Source organism: Pseudomonas sp. FJ2-5-13 (genome assembly GCF_029201605.1).
Lineage (GTDB): Bacteria > Pseudomonadota > Gammaproteobacteria > Pseudomonadales > Pseudomonadaceae > Aquipseudomonas > Aquipseudomonas lactis.
Map to the genome: position 1 here is coordinate 578303 of NZ_CP104045.1, position 20970 is coordinate 599272.

Sequence of the window (20970 nt, forward strand, 5' to 3'; positions counted from 1 at the left end):
TTTCATATTTGGCCGGTGGTGGATTCCGCGTCGCGCCAGTCGCAAGCCATCGCAAACCCTGTGCTAATATCGCGCCCCTGTTCATTTTGTATGTGGGTTGCTCCATGAAGTTGTCCATGCCGCGATTCAATCAAGCCGCTGTCTTGGTGGTCGGCGATGTCATGCTCGACCGTTACTGGCATGGTGGTACCTCACGGATTTCCCCTGAGGCTCCGGTGCCGGTCGTCAAGGTCGAGCAAATCGAAGATCGCCCAGGTGGCGCTGCTAACGTCGCGCTCAATATTGCCGCGCTCGGCGCCCCGGCTTCCCTGGTGGGGGTGACCGGCGACGACGAAGCGGCCGAAAGTCTGGCCAACAGCCTGCAGGGCGCCGGCGTGCGTGCGCTGTTCCAGCGCATCGCCCATCAGCCGACGATCGTCAAGCTGCGGGTCATGAGCCGTCACCAGCAGTTGCTGCGTATCGATTTCGAAGAACCCTTCGCCACCGACGCCCTGGCCCTTGGCGACCAGGTCGACGCGCTGCTCGACGGTATCAAGGTGCTGGTGTTGTCCGACTACGGCAAAGGCGCCTTGCAGAATCACCAGGTGTTGATCCAGGCCGCCAAGGCTCGCAACATTCCGGTGCTGGCCGATCCCAAGGGCAAGGACTTCTCGGTTTACCGAGGCGCCAGCCTGCTCACGCCCAACCTCAGTGAGTTCGAGACCATCGTCGGCGGGTGTGCCGATGAGCACGAGTTGGTGAGCAAGGGCGCGGCGCTGATGGCCGATCTCGACTTGGGCGCCTTGCTGGTGACCCGTGGCGAGCACGGCATGACCCTGTTGCGTCCGGGCCACCCGGCCATGCACCTGCCGGCGCGTGCCCGTGAAGTGTTTGACGTCACCGGTGCCGGTGACACGGTGATTTCCACCCTGGCAGCCTCCATTGCCGCCGGTGAGGAACTGCCCCACGCCGTGGCCCTGGCCAACCTGGCGGCGGGCATTGTGGTGGGCAAGCTGGGTACTGCCGCCATCAGCGCACCGGAGTTGCGCCGCGCCATCCAGCGCTCCGAAGGCTCGGAGCGCGGTGTGCTGGGCCTGGAGCAATTGCTGCTGGCGATTGACGATGCCCGCGCTCACAACGAAAGCATTGTGTTCACCAACGGCTGCTTTGACATCCTGCACGCCGGGCATGTGACGTACCTGGAACAGGCAAGCGCTCAAGGTGACCGCCTGATCGTTGCGGTCAACGATGACGCTTCGGTCAGCCGCTTGAAAGGCCCGGGCCGCCCGATCAACAGTGTTGACCGGCGCATGGCGGTACTCGCGGGTCTGGGCGCGGTAGACTGGGTGATCAGCTTCTCTGAAGGCACCCCGGAAAACCTGCTGGCCCAGGTCAAGCCCGACGTGCTGGTCAAGGGCGGTGACTACAGCGTCGACCAGGTGGTGGGTGCGGACATCGTCAGCGCCTACGGCGGCACGGTCAAAGTGCTGGGGCTGGTTGAAAACAGCTCGACCACGGCGATTGTCGAGAAGATCCGCAACAACGAGTGATACCCCGTGGGGCGAGCCTGCTCGCCCCTAGCTCTTCTTCGGCACGATCTTGCGCAGCATCTGCCGGGCCTTGCCGGTCAAGCGCTTGAGCTTGGAGTCCTTTTCCGGCTCTGCCAGGCCCTGCTGCCTGAGCCAATCCTTCCAGCGAATGCGCTCATCGCGCACCAGCCAGCCCTCTTGCTGGGCAAAGCTTTCCGCCAGGTACAGGCCGCGTGTGCTGGCCGGGTACAACTGATCCTTCTTGACCGTATACAACTCTGCCAATGGCTCGCCGTCTTTGAGCGGCATCAAGTACAGGTCCGGGCGTTGGCGATCCAGGCGCGCCACCAACTGGTCACCCTCCAAACGCTCATCCACATGAAACAAACTGAGGGACTTGGCTTCCTTCGGCACTTCCAGGCGCAGGTCATAAATCAATTGCAGCGAGGCGGTCGGCAGGTGCACGTAGGCCCGTGGGCGCTCGATCAGTTGCATGGTGGCGCAGCGCACCGGGCGCGCGGCACCGGACAAAGGGCTCAGGCGAAACGGCAGGGCCTCGCGGTAATGCAGGGCAGCGGAGTAGGGCGCCGGCAGCCAGGTGTCGTTGAAGCGCCCGCCCAGCCAGCCTTCGGGGGTTTCGAGCAGGCACTCCTCGGCGATTTCCTGGATGGCGGTGTGCAGCGGCAGGTTCAGTTCATGGGCCGGGACGTAGCCGGAGATCAGCTTGAGCACCACGTCGCCACGGTCCTGGCGGCGTTGGCGCACTAGCACCCAGTAGTCCTTGTTTTGCCAGTGCAGGGTCAGGCGTACCGAGACGCCGAGGTTCGCCAGTTCCAGGGCGAAGCGTTCGGCGTCTGGCACCTCGACCGGCTTGCGCCGCTGCAGGGTCTGGGCGAAGTTGAGCGGCATGCCGACGCTCTGGTAGCTCAGGCCCTCGGGGGTGGCTTCGACGTGCAGCGGCAGTGTCTTGAAGTTGCTGGGGTTCTTTCTTATGAGCGTTCGCGGCATGTCGGCTCCTTCTTGCGACGGGGTCGGCCGCGTGGGCGGCATCAGAGTTGACGAATGACCCGGGCAGCAGTTGCTACGTTATGGGCCAGGTGCAGCGGATTAATGGTCCCGACAATAGCACTGGCAACGCCCGTTTGCGCGAACAACAAGGTGAAACTGGCCTGAATTGGATCCATTCCCGCTTCCAGGCATACGTGGCCGCTGGCCAGGGCCTTTTTCACCAGGATGCCCTTGCCGTGGGCGGCGGCATAGTCGATCACGGCCTTCTCGGCCTGTTCGTTGAGGTTGTAGGTGACCATCGCGCAATCGCCCTGTTCCAGTGCTTTCATACCGCCCTCGACGGTTTTGCCGGAGAAGCCGAAACCGCGAATCTTGCCGTCTTTCTTCAACTGCTCCAGGGTCTGGTAAACCGCGCAATCGTTAAGGATATGCAAGTCGTTGCCGTCGGAGTGCACCAGCACCAGGTCGATAAAATCCGTTTCAAGTCGTTTCAGGCTGCGCTCAATCGACATCCGCGTGTGGGCCGCGCTGAAATCGTGATGGGACACGCCGTTGGCAAACTCTTCGCCCACCTTGCTGACGATCACCCAGTCCTTGCGCTGATCACGCAGCAGCGGCCCCAGGCGCTCTTCGCTCATGCCATAGGCCGGCGCGGTGTCGATCAGGTTGATGCCCAGCTCACGGGCCTGGCGCAACAGCATGCGCGCCTCGTCGTCGCCAGGGATCTGAAAGCCGTTGGGGTATTTCACCCCTTGGTCGCGGCCCAACTTGACGGTGCCCAGGCCCAGGGGCGACACCAGCAGGCCGGTGCTGCCCAGCGGGCGATACAGGTCGTGCAGGGTTGGCAGGCTCATGGCAACAGTTGCTCCCAGGCAGGTTGGCCGATTGCCGGTTTTGGCAGCTCGGGCAGAGGGGCGCTGGCGCTTGGGCGGATGCCGTCGCGCTTCAGGGCGTGGAGTACGCGGTCGGCGAAATCCGGCGCCAGGGCCAGTTTGGTTGGCCAGCCCACCAGTAGGCGGCCGTCTTCGGCGAGGAAGGCGTTGTCGGGACGGCTCAGCCCCGATTGCAGCGGCTCGGCGCGATCCACCCGCAGGGTGGCCCACTGGGTCTGGCTCATGTCGATCCAGGGCAGCAGTTGCGCCAGCTCTTTCTGCGCGGTGGCGATCTGTTGTTCAGGCGTACGCGCCACGCCGTCAGCCTCGGCAATATCGCCGCCCATGTACCACACCCAGTTGCCGTCGGCGGCCGGGTGGGTGGTGACGGTGATCCGTGGCTTGGTACCGCCGCCCAGGCAATGGGCGTACAGCGGCTTGAGGCCAGGGCCTTTGGCGATGATCATGTGCAGCGGGCGTTTTTGCATGGCCGGTTGGCTCAGGCCCAGGGCCGCGAGCAAGTCCGCCGTGCCGCCGCCAGCGCTCAGGACGATGCGCTGGGCGCGGATCTCACGGCCATCGACTTTCAAGCCCACCAGGGTGTCACCGTCCAGTAACGGTTCGATGTGCACACCTGCGAGCAGACCGTCACCGGCCAATTGCGCCAGGCGGTTGATCAGGCTGGGCACGTCCACCACCAGCTCGGCCAGGCGATAGACTTTGCCTTTGAAGCGAGGGTTCTGCAGCGCCAGGGGCAGTTCGTCGCCCTTGACCTGATCGACGCGGCCACGCACGGCCTTGCTGGCGAAAAAGCTGGTGAGGTTGCCGGCAATCGTGCCGGGCGACCACAAGTAGTGCGCCTGGGACAGCACGCGCACGCCGGACAGGTCCAGTTCGCCGTTGCCGGCCAGGGCTTCACGCCAGCGGCGCGGCATGTCGGCAATGGCTTCGGAGGCGCCGGTGAGGGCGCCGTGCAGGGCGTATTTCGCACCGCCGTGAATGATCCCCTGGGACTTCAGGCTTTGCCCGCCGCCCAGGGTGGCGTTTTCCACCAGTACCGTGGAAAACCCCTGGCCGCGCAGGCGCGCATTGAGCCAGAGGCCGGCAACCCCGGCGCCGACAATCAGAACGTCGGTGGAAATAACGGATGGCATCGGCGACCTCAGTGTTCAAGACAAGAGGCGCAGTATACAGGCTGTTGAGTGGCGGTCAGTGCCCGGCGGTTTTCGAGAACAGCTGAATCACCACCACGCCCAGCACAATCAGGCCCATCCCCAGCATCGCCGGCACATCCAGCTTTTGCCCGTAGATGAACAGCGCCGCGATGCTGACCATCACGATACCCATCCCGGCCCATACCGCGTACGCCACGCCGACCGGCACGGTACGCACCACCAGGGTCAGCATCCAGAACGCCACGCCGTAACCGACGATCACCAGCAACAACGGAATAGGGGTGCTCCAGCCTTTGATGGCTTTCATGGAAACGGTGGCGATCACTTCCGAGCAGATGGCGATGGCCAAGTAGTAGTAGGCGGCATTCATGGGCAAGTCCTCGGTGTGGTTTCAAGAACTGTAGGAGCGAGCTTGCTCGCGAAAAACGTCAACGATAACCCGCGCTTTTCTGAATGAACGCGACGCCTGTGAGTTTTTCGCGAGCAAGCTCGCTCCTACAGTGGTCGGCATTCTAGTCGTCTGTCAGATGGGGTAAAGTCATTACCTATCTGGAATGGAGATAGGTTGAGCCATGAGCGTGCAATGGGATCTGGAGCAGATGCGCCTGTTTGTCAGCGTCGCCGAGCAGCGTTCGTTTTCTGCCGTGGCCCGTGGGCAGCGCAAGGCGCAATCGGCGGTCAGCAATGGCATTGCCCTGTTGGAGGCTGACTTGGGCGTTGTCCTGTTCGACCGTAGCAGCGGCCGGCAACCGCGCCTGACCGAAGCCGGCAGTGTGTTGCTGGAGGAAGCGCGTGAGGTACTGCGCCAGTGCGAGCGCCTGACGGGGCGGGCCTTGTCGTTGACCCGCGGCGAGGAAGCCTGCCTGCGCCTGGCTCAGGATGAGGCGATGTTGTTCCAGCCTGTGCTCGACAGCCTGGAGGCGCTGGCCGTGCACTACCCGTTGCTGGAGGTGCAGTTGTCCAGCGCGGCCCAGGGCGATGTGGCGCGCAAGTTGGTGGAGCGCAAGGCGGACCTGGGGCTGTTGTTCTATCACGACCAGATTCCCGAAGCCCTGGAGCGTCGAGTGGTGGGCAGTGTGGAAATGGTCACGGTGTGCGGAGTGAATCACCCGTTGGCCAAGGAGCAGTACGTGACGTGCCAGCATCTGGCCCAGTTTCGGCAGTTGCTGATGTCGACCCAGACCAGCGTCTACCCCGGCAGCGAGGCGGCCAGCCCCCTGGTGTGGCGCGCCGACAGCTTCTATGTGTTGGCCGAATGGCTGATGAGTGGCCTGGGCTGGGCCTGGCTACCGCGGCACATCGTGCAATATCCGACCTACCAGCAACAGATGGTCGAATTGGCCAGCGAATGGACCCCGCCCGCCCTGGTGGTGGAACTGGTGTGGCGCCGCGACGAGCACCTGGGGCCCGCCGCGCGCTTTTTGGCTAAACGTTTTGCCGAGTGCTTGCAAGCGATCGACTGAAAAAGCCGATAAACTCCGCCGCCATGAATAGAACTCTCTACAGCTGTCTGTTTTACCTGGCGCTGCCGTTGGTGGCCTTACGCTTGTGGTTGCGCGCGCGCAAGGCGCCAGCCTACGCCAAGCGGGTGGGCGAGCGGTTCTCCTATGGCTTGCCGGTGATGCGCCCCGGCGGGATCTGGGTGCACGCGGTGTCGGTGGGCGAAAGCATTGCCGCCGCCCCGATGATTCGCGGGTTGATGGCGCGTTATCCACAGTTGCCGATCACCGTCACCTGCATGACGCCCACCGGTTCCGAGCGTATCCAGGCGTTGTTCGCCAACGAACCGCGCATCCAGCACTGCTATTTGCCGTACGACTTGCCCTGCGCCGCCAAGCGTTTTCTCGACCGCGTGCAGCCCACGCTGGCGGTGATCATGGAAACCGAGCTGTGGCCCAACCATATCCATGCCTGCGCCCAGCGCGGTATTCCGGTGGCGCTGGCCAATGCAAGGTTGTCGGCGCGCTCGGCCAAAGGGTACGCGCGATTTGCCAAGCTGACGGCGCCGATGCTGGCAGACATGAGCTTGTTCGCCGTACAGACCGAGACCGAGGCCGAACGCTTCCGCAGCCTGGGCGCACGCCCTGAAACCGTGGAAGTGACCGGCTCGATCAAGTTCGACCTGAGCATCGACCCCCAGCTAACGGCTCGCGCCGCCGCCCTGCGTGAACAATGGGGCGCCAGCGAGCGTCCGGTCTGGATCGCCGCGAGTACCCACGAAGGTGAAGACGAGGTGGTGCTGGCAGCCCATCGCCAGTTGCTGGCGAACTACCCCAACGCCCTGTTGATTCTGGTGCCCCGTCATCAGGAACGCTTTGGCCCGACGTTTGAGCGCTGCGTGCAGCAAGGCTTTGCCACGGTGCGTCGCTCCAGTGGTGAGCCGGTCACCGAGCAAACCTCGGTGTTGCTTGGCGACACCATGGGCGAGTTGCTATTTCTCTACGCCCTGGCTGACAGCGCATTCGTCGGCGGCAGCCTGGTGCCGACCGGCGGGCACAACCCGCTGGAGCCGGCGGCGTTGGGTAAGCCGGTGATCATGGGCCCGCATGTCTTCAACTTCCTCGACATCACCGCGATGATGCGTGAAGCCGGGGCGTTGCGAGAGGTGGACGATGCCGATGGGCTGGCCGAGGCGGTGCGACAGTTGTTCGAATTACCCCAGGACGCACGCAAGATGGCGCAGGCGGGGCTCAAGGTGATGCAGGCCAACCAGGGCGCGTTAAAGCGTTTACTGGATGGCTTGGACAAACTGATCACTCCCTGACTCGACACCGTTAATAATTGTGGGAGCGGGCTTGCTCGCGAAAGCGGTGGGTCAGTCAATACATGTGTTAACTGATCCACCGCTTTCGCGAGCAAGCCCGCTCCCACAAGGGGTCTTCGGTGTTGTCAATTATTCGGGCGGGCCTTGAGCTGTTCGGCAGCGGCTTTGGCCAGGTCCGGCGGCAGGAAGTCTTTGTCCGGGTTGTAGTCGGCCTTGAGATAGCGCGCCAGATCCTGCAAATCCCCTGGGTTGAGCGTGCCCGCCGCCTGCTTCAAGCGCAGGTTGTCGAGGATGTAATCGTAGCGGCTGTTGTTGTAGTTGCGCACCGACGCGTACAGCTGGCGCTGTGAGTCCAGCACGTCGACGATGTTGCGCGTGCCCACCTGATAGCCGATTTCCGTGGCTTCCACCGCGCTCTGGTTGGAGATGATCGACTGGCGGCGTGCTTGCACCTGCTCCACATCGGTGTTGACTGCACGGTGCAGGTTGCGGGTGTTTTCCACCACCTGGCGGCGCAGGCCTTCGCGCTGTTGCTCGGTCTGGTCGAGGCGTGAATAGGATTCGCGCACTTGCGAGCTGGTGAGGCCGCCACTGTAGATTGGGATGTTCAACCGCAGGCCCACGGTGCGTTGCGACACATCGCCGCCGTACGGGATAGGCAACTGATTCGGGTTGCTGAAACCCAGGGCGTCGTTGTCGCCTTTTTCGTATTGCGCAACCGCGTCGAGCGTCGGCAAGTGGCCGGCCTTGCGCTGCCGAAGGGTTTCTTCTGCAGCGGTGACCGCGTAATTGCTGGCGAGCAGGTTGAGGTTCTGGCGCCCGGCGGTTTCGACCCAGGCCTTGGCGTCGTTCGGCGCCGGCGGCAGCACCGGCAGCGTGTGGACGATGCCCTGGATCGAATTGTATTGGCGGTTGGTCAGGGTGATCAGTGCTTCGAACGCGTCGTCCACCTGGCGCTGGGCCAGGATGCGATTGGCCCGGGCGGTGTCGTAGCTGGCCTGGGATTGCAGCACATCGGTCTTGTCTGACAGGCCCACATCGAAGCGTTCGTTGGACTGGTCGAGCTGGCGCTTGAAGGCGTTTTCTTCGGCTTTGGTCGACGCCAGGTTGTCCTGGGCACGCAGCACGGCGAAGTAGCTCTCTGCACTTTGCAAAATCAGGTTCTGCTCGGAGGCTGACAGTTGCAGCGAGGCTTGCTCGTTGACGGCTTGGGCAGCTTGCAGCTGGAACCAGCGGTCGGCGCGGAACAGTGGCTGGCTCAAGGTGGCGCGCCAGGAGTGGGCGTCACGGTTGGCCGTGGCGGCCGGCTGGTCGATCTGGGTGCGCACGTTGTTGCTGTCGGCGCCGGCTGACAGGTTCGGCAGCAAGCCTGCGCGGGCCTGGGGCACCACTTCTTTTTGCGCGCCGTATTGGGCACGGGCGGCGGCCAGGTCGGCGTTGTTGTTCGCCGCTTCCTGATACACGCTGACCAAATCGGTGTTGGCGGACAAGGGCGCTTCAGCTGCCCAGACCAGTCCGTTGGTCGCACAAGACACGGCAACAGCCAGTGAGAGTTTGCGCAGCATGAGGCGATCCCTAGTATGAATATTACGGTGATAATTCAGCGCCCAAGGCTAAGGCTGGCCATGCCTGGCGTCAAGCCTTGAGGCCGTGCCCGAGTGTAGTGGCGGGGCCTGCGCACAACAATCCCACGATCACGCCATTCATCACGCTGAATAAACCGCTATTGGCAATTTGCCCACGCCATGGTCTAGACTGGCCGCGTTCTTGTCGGGGTGCCTTGTTGGAAGGCTGAGATCGGTAAATACCGGATCCCGTTGAACCTGATCAGGTTAGCGCCTGCGTAGGGAACAAGATTTCTCGTCACCCGGCGAGTCCTCTTGTGCTTCGTCCGGGATGTTGTTCGACAATCGAACAGCCCTCGTGCGCCAAGCACAGCACTGATTCCAGTGCGTCCGTCCGTCACAGGTTCGCTCCGACAAAAATCCACCGCCTGGATAAGTTGGAGAGCCCGTGATGAGCACTGAAATAAAAAGTACAAAACTAAAAAATACCGTGCACCTGAGTGAATCGGCCAAGGTCGACTCCGGCTCCGTGCAGCCGTTTACCCGCTCGCAAAAAATCTACGTGCAGGGCTCCCGCCCGGATATTCGCGTGCCGATGCGTGAAATCAGCCTGGACGTGACCCCTACGGAGTTTGGTGGCGAAATCAACGCCCCTGTAGTGGTCTATGACACGTCTGGCCCCTATACCGACCCCAATGTCATCATCGACGTGCGCAAAGGCTTGGCCGATGTGCGCTCGCCGTGGATCGAAGAACGTGGCGACACCGAGCGGCTGGCCTGCTTGAGTTCACGCTATGGCCAGGAACGCCTGGATAACCCCGACCTGGCCTACCTGCGCTTTGCCCACCTGCAAAACCCGCGTCGGGCCAAGGCCGGCGCCAACGTCAGCCAGATGCACTACGCGCGCAAAGGCATCATCACGCCAGAAATGGAATACGTGGCCATCCGCGAAAACATGAAGCTTGAAGAGGCCCGCGCCAGCGGCCTGCTCAAGCAACAACATGCCGGGCACAGCTTCGGCGCCAGTATTCCGAAAATCATCACCCCCGAGTTCGTGCGCGAAGAAATCGCCCGCGGCCGCGCAATCATCCCGGCCAACATCAACCACACTGAGCTGGAACCGATGATTATCGGCCGTAACTTCCTGGTGAAGATCAACGGCAACATCGGCAACAGCGCCCTGGGTTCGTCCATTGAAGAAGAAGTGGCGAAGATGACCTGGGGCATTCGCTGGGGCTCGGACAACATCATGGACCTGTCCACTGGCAAGCATATCCATGAAACCCGCGAGTGGATCATCCGTAACTCGCCCGTGCCGATCGGCACCGTGCCGATCTACCAGGCCCTGGAAAAAGTCGACGGCGTTGCCGAAGACCTGACCTGGGAGCTGTTTCGCGACACCCTGATCGAACAGGCCGAGCAAGGCGTGGACTACTTCACCATTCACGCCGGCGTATTGCTGCGCTACGTGCCGCTGACCGCCAATCGCGTCACCGGCATTGTCAGCCGTGGCGGCGCGATCATGGCCAAGTGGTGCTTGGCCCACCACAAGGAAAACTTTGCCTACACGCACTTCGAAGAGATCTGCGAAATCATGAAGGCCTATGACGTCAGCTTCTCCCTGGGAGATGGCCTGCGTCCGGGGTCGGTGGCCGATGCCAACGACGCTGCGCAATTCGGTGAACTGGAAACCCTGGGCGAGCTGACCAAGATCGCCTGGAAGCACGACGTGCAAACCATGATCGAAGGCCCTGGCCATGTGCCGATGCAACTGATCAAGGAGAACATGGACAAGCAACTGGAGTGCTGCGACGAGGCGCCGTTCTACACCCTCGGCCCGTTGACCACCGACATTGCACCAGGCTACGACCACATCACGTCGGGTATCGGTGCGGCGATGATCGGCTGGTTCGGTTGCGCCATGCTCTGCTACGTCACGCCCAAGGAACACCTGGGTCTGCCGAACAAGGATGACGTGAAGACCGGGATCATCACTTACAAGATCGCGGCCCACGCGGCCGACCTTGCCAAAGGCCACCCTGGCGCGCAGATTCGCGATAACGCCTTGAGCAAGGCACGCTTCGAATTCCGCTGGGAAGACCAGTTCAACCTCGGCCTGGACCCGGATACCGCACGGGCATTCCACGACGAGACGCTGCCCAAGGAGTCGGCCAAGGTCGCGCACTTCTGCTCCATGTGCGGGCCGAAATTCTGCTCGATGAAAGTTACCCACGAAGTGCGTGAGTACGCGGCGAACCAGCGCATTGATGCGGTGGATGTGGATGTGGCCAAGGGCTTGGCCGAGCAGGCTGAGCGGTTCAAGCAGGAAGGTAGCCAGCTCTACAAGAAGGTCTGATCCCTAGGCGGCGGTGTCTGCACCGCCGTCATCGCGGGCAAGCCCGGCTCCCACAGTTGGCCGAGTGGTACACAGATTTTGTGTTCACAGCCGGTCCCCTGTGGGAGTCGGGCTTGCCCGCGATAGCGATCCGACGAACACCCAATCTCCCTCTGCAGTAACACCCTTGAACCACCAACCGATCAACGGCGTGCGGGCACCAGTTCAGGTTTGATCACACCGGTGAGGCGCGTATAGGGCAGGGTGATTTCGATCAGCCCCTGTGCGTAGGGGGCGATGGTGCTGACGTTGTACTTGAGCACCACGCCGCCGCTGGTCAGGGCCACGTTCGGGGTTTTCTGGAACGGCCAGTTCTTCACGAACTCCGGATCGCGGTCCATCTTGGTGCTGATCAGCCAACTGTTGTGGGCGACTTTCGCGGTATTCCAGAAGGCCTGCTCCTGGCCGGGCAGCAGCATGTCGGCCAGGGTCAGTTCCTTATGCAGAATCCGTGAATAGTTGATAAACCCGCGGCCTGGCTCGCCGTGGGCGACACCGGTGTCCAGGTAGCTGGACACTTCAACGATCACCAGTCCGTCATGCTGGTCACGTACCTTGGCTTGCAAGTACATGCCGTGGCGGTCCGGCGACTCACGCAGGAAGGTGTTCCGGTAGGCGTTCAGGCTCGCCGGTACACTGGCGCCAGGCGCGGTGCGGGTCATTTGCAGCAGGCGCTGTTCTACCAGGCTGTCCAGTTGTGGCTCGGCGGGGAAATGCACGGTGTCGATGTTCACCAGCGGGCAGGCCGGGCTGTCACAGCCGGGCTTGATCTGCTCCGACTTGTCGGTGGTAACGTCCAGCGGCTTGAGATAGGCAGGTTGGAACAGGCTCTGGCAAGCACCCAGGGTCAAGGCAATACAGGCCACGGAGGCGATTTTTAAAAGCGACATGTGTGTCCTTCGTAAATCGATGGAAAGCGAAAAGAGTAGCGCTTGGACTGCCAACGTGGCCGCCAGTTCGCCACTAAACTGATTGCAGTGAGTTTGAGGCTCGCCGCCTCTGCCGGCAACCGGAAAGGGGCTGCATCAACGGGCGTCGGCGCGTTAGGATGGCGGCCATTGCACGAGCTTAACGAGGGACACCATGACGGACATCGCGAAGTCGACGCCGAACAAGATCGAGATTGTTCAGCGTGACAATGCCTATAAAGGCTTCTACAAGCTCGATCGCGTGCAACTGCGCCACGAGAAGTTCGACGGCGGCATGAGCCGGGTGATCAACCGCGAAGTGTTCGTGCGTCATGACGCGGTGTGCGTACTGCCCTACGACCCGCTGCGCGATGAGGTGGTGCTGATCGAACAGTTCCGCGTCGGCGCCATGGGCCGCGCCGATAACCCCTGGCTGGTGGAGATGGTCGCCGGCCTGATTGACAAGGATGAGCAACCCGAGGAGGTTGCACACCGCGAGGCTGAGGAGGAAGCTGGGCTGACGCTCTCCGCGCTGTGGCCGATCACCAAGTATTTCCCTTCGCCTGGCGGCAGTACCGAATTTGTCCACCTGTACCTGGGCCGTTGCGACAGCTCGGGCGCGGGAGGGGTCCATGGATTGGAAGAAGAAGCAGAAGATATCCGCGTCACCGCCTGGGCCTTCGAAGATGCCTTGCAGGCGGTACGCGACGGCAAGATTTCCAACGCAGCCAGCATTATCGCCCTGCAATGGCTTGCGCTTAATCGCGCGGAAGTGAGGGGGTTATGGCAGTAAAGGCACGGGAACGTTACCGAGTTGACCTGATCGGGCTGCAAGCGGCCTGCGAGGCCAACTATGCGCGGCTGATGCGCCTGCTCCCGGACATGCGCCACGCTCCCCAGGCGCGGCGCATTGCTGTCACCCACGGCGACCAGATGCTCGGCGTGCTGACCCTGGAAGTCATTCTCACCTGCCCCTACACCACCACCCTGCGGGTGCGCCAGGAGCACAGCCTGCCGTGGTTGCCGGTGCCGCAATTGGAAGTGCAGGTGTACCACGACGCGCGTATGGCCGAAGTAATCAGCGCCGAACATGCGCGACGCTTTCGCAGCATCTATCCTTACCCGAATGTGTTCATGCACCAGCCCGATGAGAAAGCACAGCTCAATGTGTTCCTCGGCGAATGGCTCAGCCACTGCCTGGCCTTGGGCCATGAGTTTGAAGTGGTGCGGTAGATGTGAACTGCGTCTGCTTCCTTGGGTTTCCTCTTTGTGTCCTGCCCCAGCATAATCGCGCCAACATCCATTCCTGTCGTTACCAGGGAGAGCGCCTTGCCGAGCGTATCCGCCGTGAATCCTGATGCCGTGTTGCTGGTGCAGTTGTCCGACAGCCATCTGTTTGCCGACCCTGACGCCACGCTGCTGGGCATGAGCACCCGTGAAAGCCTGCAGCGGGTGGTCGAGCTGGTGCGCGCGCAACAGCCGGCCATCGACCTGATACTGGCGACCGGCGATCTGTCCCAGGATGGCACGCTTGAGTCCTATCAGCAGTTTCGCGATTTGACCGCCTCCCTTGGCGCTCCGGCGCGTTGGATTCCTGGCAACCACGACGAGCCGCAGGTCATGGCCCAGGCTGCCATGCACAGTGATTTGCTCGAGCCGGTGGTGGATATCGGCAACTGGCGTATCACTCTGCTGGATTCGGCGGTACCTGGGTCTGTGCCGGGCTACCTGCAAGACGCGCAACTGCAACTGCTGGCGCAGGCCTTGAGCGAAGCGCCGGGCCGCCATCACCTGGTGTGTTTCCACCATCATCCGGTGCCTATCGGCTGTGCGTGGATGGAGCCAATTGGTCTGCGCAACCCCGAAGCGCTGTTTGCCGTGCTTGAGCGCTTTCCGCAGACCAAGGCATTGCTGTGGGGGCATGTGCATCAGGAGATCGACAGCGAGCGCGACGGTGTGCGGCTGCTGGCTTCGCCGTCCACCTGTATCCAGTTTGCGCCGGGGAGTGAGGACTTTCAGGTCAGCGAGCAGGCGCCGGGGTATCGCTGGTTGCGCTTGCATGGCGACGGACGGTTGGAGACGGGGGTGGAGCGTTTGGTCGGCTTTGCATTCACCATCGATTACGGCAGCAACGGCTACTAAGGCCTCACTTGTGGGAGCTGGCTTGCCTGCGCTGACAGCCGACGGCTTTCTACCTGGCGCGTTGCGATCCAAATGTGGGAGCGGGCTTGCTCGCGAAGGCGGCCTGGCAGTCAACACAGTTGGATTGTGTACATATCCATTGTTGCGGTAACGGCCACTTAGGGTTCCGCCCTGACGGCGGGTCACTTTGGAAAAGCCCCAAAGTAACCAAAGGGCTCTTGCCCCACCACTCGGCACCTCGCTTAGGCTCGGTGTGCCCGTAATCCGCCAGTGATTTGGGGGGCCGCCGCCACGCGCCATCCATGGCGCGGGGCGGCTAAACCGGCATCCCTGCCGGTTTACCCCCCAAATCCCTGTCGAATTCCGGCCAGCGTGGTTTGACGGGGCGCTTGAGATCAAAAGCAGATCAAGATCAAGAGCGGCTCGCTTCGCATCGTGGTTACCGTCTGGGGCTACAGCCCACAAAGTTATGTAGATACCTATGGTCATCCCAGGCAAGCCAGCTCCCACATTGGGTCCGCTTCTGCCTGCATTCCCTGTAAACTGCGCCTCTTTGGCCCCAGCACGGAGAGCCCGGCATGTCCGCTTCGATCCTGTATATCCACGGTTTCAACAGTGCGCCGGCTTCCAACAAGGCCAGCCAGTTGACCACTGTGATGGATGCCCTTGGCCTGTCCGACCAGTTGCGTGTGCCGGCGCTGCATCACCATCCTCGTCAGGCAATTCTTCAATTGGAGCAAGCGATTGCGCAACTGGGCCGGCCACTGCTGGTCGGCAGCTCACTCGGCGGCTACTATGCAACCCATCTTGCCGAACGTCATGGCCTCAAGGCGCTGCTGGTCAACCCGGCGGTCAGCCCCCATCGGATGTTTGACGGTTACCTGGGCACCCAGAAGAACCTCTACACCGATGAGACCTGGGAATTGACACAGGACCACGTCACGGCGCTGGCCGAGCTGGAAGTACCGGCGCCCCAGGATGCCGGGCGTTATCAGGTGTGGTTGCAGACCGGGGACGAAACCCTGGATTATCGCCTGGCCCAACAGTATTACCGGGCCTGTGCCTTGCGCATCCAGGCCGGTGGCGACCATGGTTACCAGGGGTTCGCCCAGCAATTGCCGACACTGTTGTGCTTTGCCGGTATTGGCGCAGATCAGTTTCAATCCTTCGATTTTTCGTCACTGTAGAAAATCGCAGGTCACTTTTTAATCGAACGACTCACGACGAGACCCCATGGCCACTCCCAGCGCTAGCTCTTATAACGCCGACGCCATCGAAGTCCTCTCGGGCCTCGACCCGGTGCGCAAACGCCCCGGCATGTACACCGACACCAGTCGGCCGAACCACCTTGCCCAGGAAGTCATCGACAACAGCGTCGACGAAGCCTTGGCCGGGCACGCCAAGTCGGTGCAAGTCATCCTTCACGCCGACCATTCCCTGGAAGTGTCCGACGACGGACGTGGCATGCCGGTGGACATTCACCCCGAAGAGGGTGTGCCGGGCGTCGAGCTGATCCTTACCAAGCTGCATGCCGGCGGCAAGTTCTCCAACAAGAACTACCAGTTCTCCGGCGGTTTGCACGGCGTGGGTATTTCTGTGGTCAACGCGCTGTCGACCCTGGTGCGGGTCAAGGTCAAGCGCGACGGCAACGAGTACCAGATGACCTTCGCCGATGGCTACAAAGCCACCGACCTGGAAGTGATCGGCACCGTGGGCAAGCGCAACACCGGCACCAGCGTGTACTTTGCGCCGGACCCCAAGTATTTCGATTCGCCCAAATTCTCCATCAGTCGCCTCAAGCACGTGCTCAAGGCCAAGGCTGTGTTGTGCCCGGGGCTGCTGGTCAGCTTTGAAGACAAAGGCACCGGCGAGAAGGTCGAGTGGCACTACGAAGACGGCCTGCGCTCTTACCTGGAAGACTCGGTCAGCGACTTCGAACGCCTGCCCAACGAGCCGTTCTGCGGCAGCCTGTCGGGTAATAAAGAAGCGGTGGACTGGGCGCTGCTGTGGTTGCCCGAAGGTGGCGACAGCGTGCAGGAAAGCTACGTCAACCTGATCCCCACGGCCCAGGGCGGCACCCACGTCAACGGTTTGCGCCAAGGCTTGCTGGATGCCATGCGTGAATTCTGCGAATACCGCAGCCTGTTGCCGCGCGGCGTGAAGCTGGCGCCGGAAGACGTGTGGGAGCGCATCGCGTTCGTGCTGTCGATGAAGATGCAGGAACCGCAATTTTCCGGCCAGACCAAAGAGCGCCTGTCGTCCCGCGAGGCGGCGGCGTTTGTCTCGGGTGTGGTCAAGGACGCCTTCAGCCTGTGGCTCAACGAGCACCCAGAGCTGGGCCTGGCCCTGGCGGAACTGGCGATCAACAACGCCGGCCGTCGCTTGAAAGCCAGCAAGAAGGTCGAGCGCAAGCGCATCACCCAGGGCCCGGCATTGCCCGGCAAACTGGCCGATTGCGCCGGGCAAGACCCGATGCGTTCCGAGCTGTTCCTGGTGGAGGGTGACTCCGCCGGCGGTTCCGCCAAACAAGCGCGGGACAAGGAATTCCAGGCGATCCTGCCGTTGCGCGGCAAGATCCTCAACACCTGGGAAGTCGATGGCAGCGAAGTGCTCGCCAGTCAGGAAGTACACAACATCGCCGTGGCCATCGGGGTAGACCCAGGCGCGGCGGACATGAGCCAGTTGCGCTACGGCAAGATCTGCATCCTCGCCGACGCCGACTCCGACGGCCTGCACATTGCTACCTTGCTGTGCGCGTTGTTCGTCCAGCATTTCCGCCCGTTGGTGGATGCCGGTCACGTCTACGTCGCCATGCCGCCGCTGTACCGCATCGACCTGGGCAAGGAAATTTTCTACGCCCTGGACGAAGCCGAGCGCGATGGCATCCTCGACCGCCTGGTGGCCGAGAAGAAACGCGGCAAGCCACAGGTCACGCGATTCAAGGGCCTGGGTGAAATGAACCCGCCGCAACTGCGCGAAACCACCATGGACCCGAACACCCGGCGCCTGGTGCAGTTGACCCTGGAAGACTTCGCCGCCACCTCGGAAATGATGGACATGCTGCTGGCGAAGAAACGCGCCGGCGACCGCAAGACCTGGCTGGAATCCAAAGGCAACCTGGCCGAGGTGCTGGGCTGATGCGCACAGGCGTCGCCCTGGCGATCCTGATGTTGAGTGGGCTGGCGGTCACCCAGGTGGCTGCCGCCAGCGTGGCAGAGCTCAAGCTGGTCTCGGAACATCCGGTGGACGGCATGCGCGGTGGGAACCTGTCGGGCCTGGCGTTGTGTGGTAACGAGCTGTGGACGGTTTCGGACCGCGATGACGACCAGATCTACCGCCTGGATACCCGTGCGCCGACCTGGAGCGCCGAGGCAATAAAGATCGACGTGCCGCCCGTGCCTGAGTCCGGCCTGCCTTGGGGCTTGCGTTCGCGTACCAAGGCCGCTTCGTTCATACGCGGCGGTGACCTGGACTTTGAAGGCATCAGCTGTGATGCCGCAGGCAATCGCTACATTGTCAGCGAAGCCCATGCCGCGGTGCTGCAGGTGCCGGCGGCGGGCGCGCCCGAATGGTTGAAAATCGCGCCGGGGATGGTGCGCGAAGCCAGAGCCAGTGGCATGTTGCTGCACTTTAATGCCTTGTTCGAAGGCCTGGCGGTAAACCCGGAAGGCAATCAGATCTGGCTGGCTGCCGAGCGCGAACGTCGTGGCCTGGTCTCGATTAAGCGTGGGCAGAGCGTATGGGATTGCGATGGCCGTTGTGTATTGTTGAGCGAGGCCGGCCAGGAAGTGCAGCCGGCGCAGTTCCCCAACGCCAAGGCTGTGTCCAAGGACTTTGCCGACTTGTCGCTGTTCAACGGCAAGCTGTTTACCCTGGAGCGCAATGCGTTCCAGATCTGCCGACGCGACCCGCTCACGGCCAAGGTTGAGCGGTGCTGGTCGTTTGCCGACGAAGCCCTGACACCGCAGCGACGTTACCCACAGTCGTATGGCTTGGCTGAAGCCCTGTTGGTGGATGCCGACGGTGCCTGGGTCGGCATCGATAACAATTTCGGCCCGCGTGCCGATGGTGAAAAGCGTCCGATGGTCTATCGTTTCGCCGCCCCGGACGGCGGCTGGAGTGCCCAGCCATGAATCGAGATTTTTTTGAATTGAATCAGCGCAGCGGCAGTTCCACTGCGCCTTACCCCATGATGAGGCCCGCATGAGTGACATCCTCGCAGACAGTTTAGATGGCGTAGAACGCCGGTCGCTGGCTGAATTCACCGAAAATGCCTACCTCAACTACTCCATGTACGTGATCATGGACCGTGCCTTGCCGCATATCGGCGACGGCCTGAAGCCCGTGCAACGGCGCATCATCTACGCCATGAGTGAGTTGGGCCTGGACGCCGATTCCAAGCACAAGAAGTCGGCGCGTACCGTCGGTGACGTGCTGGGTAAATTTCACCCCCACGGCGATTCGGCGTGCTATGAAGCCATGGTGTTGATGGCCCAGCCGTTCAGCTACCGCTATACCCTGGTGGACGGCCAGGGTAACTGGGGTGCACCGGATGACCCCAAATCCTTCGCCGCCATGCGTTACACCGAGGCGCGGCTGTCGCGTTATTCCGAAGTGCTGCTCAGCGAGCTGGGCCAGGGCACCGCGGACTGGGGGCCGAACTTTGACGGTACTCTCGACGAACCCCTGGTGTTGCCGGCGCGTTTGCCGAACATCCTGCTCAATGGCACCACCGGTATTGCAGTCGGCATGGCCACCGACGTGCCGCCGCACAACCTGCGCGAAGTCGCCACCGCCTGCGTGCGCTTGCTCGATGAGCCCAAGGCTACGGTCGAGCAGCTCTGCGAGCATATCCAGGGCCCGGATTACCCGACCGAAGCAGAAATCATCACGCCGCGCGCCGACCTGCTGAAGATGTACGAAACCGGCAAGGGCTCGGTGCGTATGCGCGCCGTGTACCACATCGAGGACGGCGACATTATCGTGACCGCGCTGCCGCACCAGGTGTCAGGTGCCAAGGTGCTGGAGCAGATCGCCGCGTTGATGCAGGCCAAGCCGTCGAAATTGCCGCAAGTGGCCGACCTGCGTGACGAGTCCGACCACGAGAACCCGTGCCGCATCGTGATCATCCCGACCAACAGCCGGGTGGATCATGAAGTGCTGATGCAGCACTTGTTTGCCAGCACCGACCTGGAGTCCAGCTACCGGGTCAACGTCAACATCATCGGCCTGGACGGCAAGCCGCAGCTCAAGAACCTGCGCAACCTGCTGGTGGAATGGCTGGAGTTCCGCGTACAGACCGTGCGCCGCCGCCTGCAATTCCGCCTCGACAAGGTTGAGCGCCGCTTGCACCTGTTGGACGGCTTGCTGATCGCCTACCTCAACCTGGATGAAGTGATCCATATCATCCGCACCGCCGAGCACCCGAAGGCCGAGCTGATCGCGCGTTTCGAGCTGAGCGAAATCCAGGCGGACTACATCCTCGACACCCGCTTGCGCCAGTTGGCACGCTTGGAAGAAATGAAGCTGCGCGACGAGCAGGATGCGCTGCTCAAGGAACAAGCCAAGCTGCAAGCCTTGCTGGGCAGCGAAGCCAAGCTCAAGAAGCTGGTGCGCAGCGAACTGATCAAAGATGCCGAAACCTATGGCGATGACCGTCGCTCGCCTATCGTCGAGCGTGCTGAAGCGAAAGCTCTGACCGAAACCGAGCTGTTGCCCAACGAGAAAATTACCGTCGTTCTGTCGGAAAAGGGTTGGGTTCGCTCCGCCAAGGGGCATGATATTGACGCCACCGGCCTTTCGTACAAAGCCGGTGATGGTTTCAAGACCGCTGCCGCCGGGCGTTCCAATCAGTTCGCGGTGTTTATCGACTCGACCGGGCGCAGTTATTCGGTGCCGGCCCATACCCTGCCATCTGCACGGGGGCAGGGCGAGCCGTTGACCGGGCGCCTCACGCCGCCACCGGGGGCGAATTTCGAGTGCGTACTGCTGCCGGACGATGATTCGCTGTATGTCATCGCTTCCGATGCCGGTTACGGTTTCGTGGTCAAGGGTGAAGACCTGCAGGCCAAGAACAAGGCGGGCAAGGCGCTGTTGAGCCTGCCGAACAACGCCAAGGTGATTCTGCCAAGGCCGGTGGAAGATCGTGAAACCAACTGGCTGGCGTCGGTGACCACTGAAGGGCGCCTGCTGGTGTTCAAGATCAGCGACTTGCCGCAGTTGGGCAAGGGCAAGGGCAACAAGATTATCGGGATTCCCGGTGACCGGGTGGCCAGTCGCGAGGAGTATGTGACTGATATCGCCGTGGTCCCGGAAGGCTCTACCCTGGTACTCCAGGCCGGCAAGCGCACGTTGTCATTGCGCCCTGACGACCTTGAACACTACAAGGGTGAGCGTGGCCGGCGAGGTAACAAACTGCCACGAGGCTTCCAGCGAGTGGATGCCTTGCTGGTCGAAACGCCGGTTTAAGCGGTACTAGAGGCCTCGATCTACGATTTAACGCGTAGATCGATGCTTTCGCGCTGGAGTCATGGCGCATATTCACGGATGATATGGCCTTTCCAGCGCCGGCGTGGCCGAGCGTGTTCAGGTTATTTTTAGTATTACATTGTGGTTCGCCTTGTGGCAGCCACT

At 62.0% G+C, this 20970-nt stretch carries 17 protein-coding genes and 1 riboswitch; of the genes, 11 read left to right on the forward strand and 6 right to left on the reverse strand.

From position 1 onward, the window contains the following. The first annotated feature begins 104 nt into the window (after positions 1-104). On the forward strand, positions 105-1529 hold the full coding sequence (hldE, locus tag N2A98_RS02485; protein ID WP_032893882.1) for a bifunctional D-glycero-beta-D-manno-heptose-7-phosphate kinase/D-glycero-beta-D-manno-heptose 1-phosphate adenylyltransferase HldE: 1425 nt from the start codon (positions 105-107) through the stop codon (positions 1527-1529). Positions 1530-1556: 27 nt separating this feature from the next. On the opposite strand, the gene N2A98_RS02490 is transcribed toward hldE, so the two are convergent. From N2A98_RS02490 to N2A98_RS02505, 4 genes are read right to left on the reverse strand one after another with little or no spacing between them, the layout of a single operon-like run. Continuing rightward, positions 1557-2516, reverse strand: coding sequence for a hypothetical protein (locus N2A98_RS02490; protein ID WP_003188010.1), 960 nt, complete (start codon positions 2514-2516; stop codon positions 1557-1559). A gap of 41 nt (positions 2517-2557) precedes the next feature. Beyond that, entirely contained in the window at positions 2558-3370 is an 813-nt protein-coding gene (locus N2A98_RS02495; RefSeq protein ID WP_044270940.1) for an aldo/keto reductase, read from the reverse strand. After that, positions 3367-4542 (reverse strand): FAD-dependent oxidoreductase, encoded by a 1176-nt coding sequence (locus tag N2A98_RS02500; protein ID WP_044270942.1) that lies wholly within the window; start codon positions 4540-4542, stop codon positions 3367-3369. The genes N2A98_RS02495 and N2A98_RS02500 overlap by 4 nt, the downstream gene beginning before the upstream one ends. A 55-nt stretch (positions 4543-4597) precedes the next feature. Then, positions 4598-4933 carry a multidrug efflux SMR transporter gene (locus N2A98_RS02505; RefSeq protein ID WP_003188013.1) on the reverse strand — a complete coding sequence of 112 codons (336 nt, stop codon included), beginning with the start codon at positions 4931-4933 and terminating at the stop codon, positions 4598-4600. A 202-nt stretch (positions 4934-5135) separates the two neighbouring features. Here N2A98_RS02505 and N2A98_RS02510 point away from each other — a divergent pair, with 202 nt between their 5' ends. Together N2A98_RS02510 and waaA are read left to right on the forward strand one after the other, a co-directional pair. Next, positions 5136-6026: a LysR family transcriptional regulator gene (locus N2A98_RS02510; protein ID WP_044270944.1), complete on the forward strand. Its 891-nt coding sequence runs from the start codon at positions 5136-5138 to the stop codon at positions 6024-6026. Between the two features lie 23 nt (positions 6027-6049). Beyond that, entirely contained in the window at positions 6050-7327 is a 1278-nt protein-coding gene (waaA, locus tag N2A98_RS02515) for a lipid IV(A) 3-deoxy-D-manno-octulosonic acid transferase (protein WP_044270946.1), read from the forward strand. A 125-nt stretch (positions 7328-7452) separates the two neighbouring features. Here the strand turns inward: waaA and N2A98_RS02520 are convergent, their stop codons facing one another. Next, a complete protein-coding gene (locus N2A98_RS02520; RefSeq protein WP_044270953.1) occupies positions 7453-8892 on the reverse strand; it encodes a TolC family outer membrane protein in 1440 nt (479 codons plus the stop codon). Positions 8893-9088: 196 nt separating this feature from the next. Further along, positions 9089-9194, forward strand: a riboswitch (TPP riboswitch). Between the two features lie 149 nt (positions 9195-9343). Here N2A98_RS02520 and thiC point away from each other — a divergent pair. Further along, positions 9344-11248 carry a phosphomethylpyrimidine synthase ThiC gene (gene thiC / locus N2A98_RS02525; protein WP_044270955.1) on the forward strand — a complete coding sequence of 635 codons (1905 nt, stop codon included), beginning with the start codon at positions 9344-9346 and terminating at the stop codon, positions 11246-11248. 182 nt (positions 11249-11430) lie between these two features. Here thiC and N2A98_RS02530 read toward each other — a convergent pair whose 3' ends face one another. Then, positions 11431-12177 (reverse strand): RsiV family protein, encoded by a 747-nt coding sequence (locus tag N2A98_RS02530; RefSeq protein WP_275622987.1) that lies wholly within the window; start codon positions 12175-12177, stop codon positions 11431-11433. Positions 12178-12370: 193 nt separating this feature from the next. Here N2A98_RS02530 and N2A98_RS02535 point away from each other — a divergent pair, with 193 nt between their 5' ends. The 7 genes from N2A98_RS02535 (at position 12371) to parC (ending at position 20805) form a co-directional block, all read left to right on the forward strand. Then, a complete protein-coding gene (locus N2A98_RS02535; RefSeq protein ID WP_044270959.1) occupies positions 12371-12988 on the forward strand; it encodes an NUDIX domain-containing protein in 618 nt (205 codons plus the stop codon). Then, entirely contained in the window at positions 12979-13428 is a 450-nt protein-coding gene (locus N2A98_RS02540; protein WP_003188022.1) for a DUF1249 domain-containing protein, read from the forward strand. Before N2A98_RS02535 ends, N2A98_RS02540 begins: the two co-directional genes overlap by 10 nt. Before the next feature lie 96 nt (positions 13429-13524). Beyond that, positions 13525-14337: a 3',5'-cyclic-AMP phosphodiesterase gene (cpdA, locus tag N2A98_RS02545; RefSeq protein ID WP_044270962.1), complete on the forward strand. Its 813-nt coding sequence runs from the start codon at positions 13525-13527 to the stop codon at positions 14335-14337. Positions 14338-14915: 578 nt separating this feature from the next. Next, positions 14916-15524, forward strand: a complete 609-nt coding sequence (locus N2A98_RS02550) for a YqiA/YcfP family alpha/beta fold hydrolase (RefSeq protein ID WP_275622988.1) — start codon at positions 14916-14918, stop codon at positions 15522-15524. Between the two features lie 46 nt (positions 15525-15570). Then, positions 15571-17475: a DNA topoisomerase IV subunit B gene (parE, locus tag N2A98_RS02555; RefSeq protein WP_003188026.1), complete on the forward strand. Its 1905-nt coding sequence runs from the start codon at positions 15571-15573 to the stop codon at positions 17473-17475. After that, entirely contained in the window at positions 17475-18470 is a 996-nt protein-coding gene (locus tag N2A98_RS02560) for an esterase-like activity of phytase family protein (protein ID WP_125969435.1), read from the forward strand. Before parE ends, N2A98_RS02560 begins: the two co-directional genes overlap by 1 nt. 70 nt (positions 18471-18540) lie before the next feature. Next, a complete protein-coding gene (gene parC, locus N2A98_RS02565; RefSeq protein ID WP_275622989.1) occupies positions 18541-20805 on the forward strand; it encodes a DNA topoisomerase IV subunit A in 2265 nt (754 codons plus the stop codon). The last annotated feature ends 165 nt before the right edge of the window (positions 20806-20970 follow it).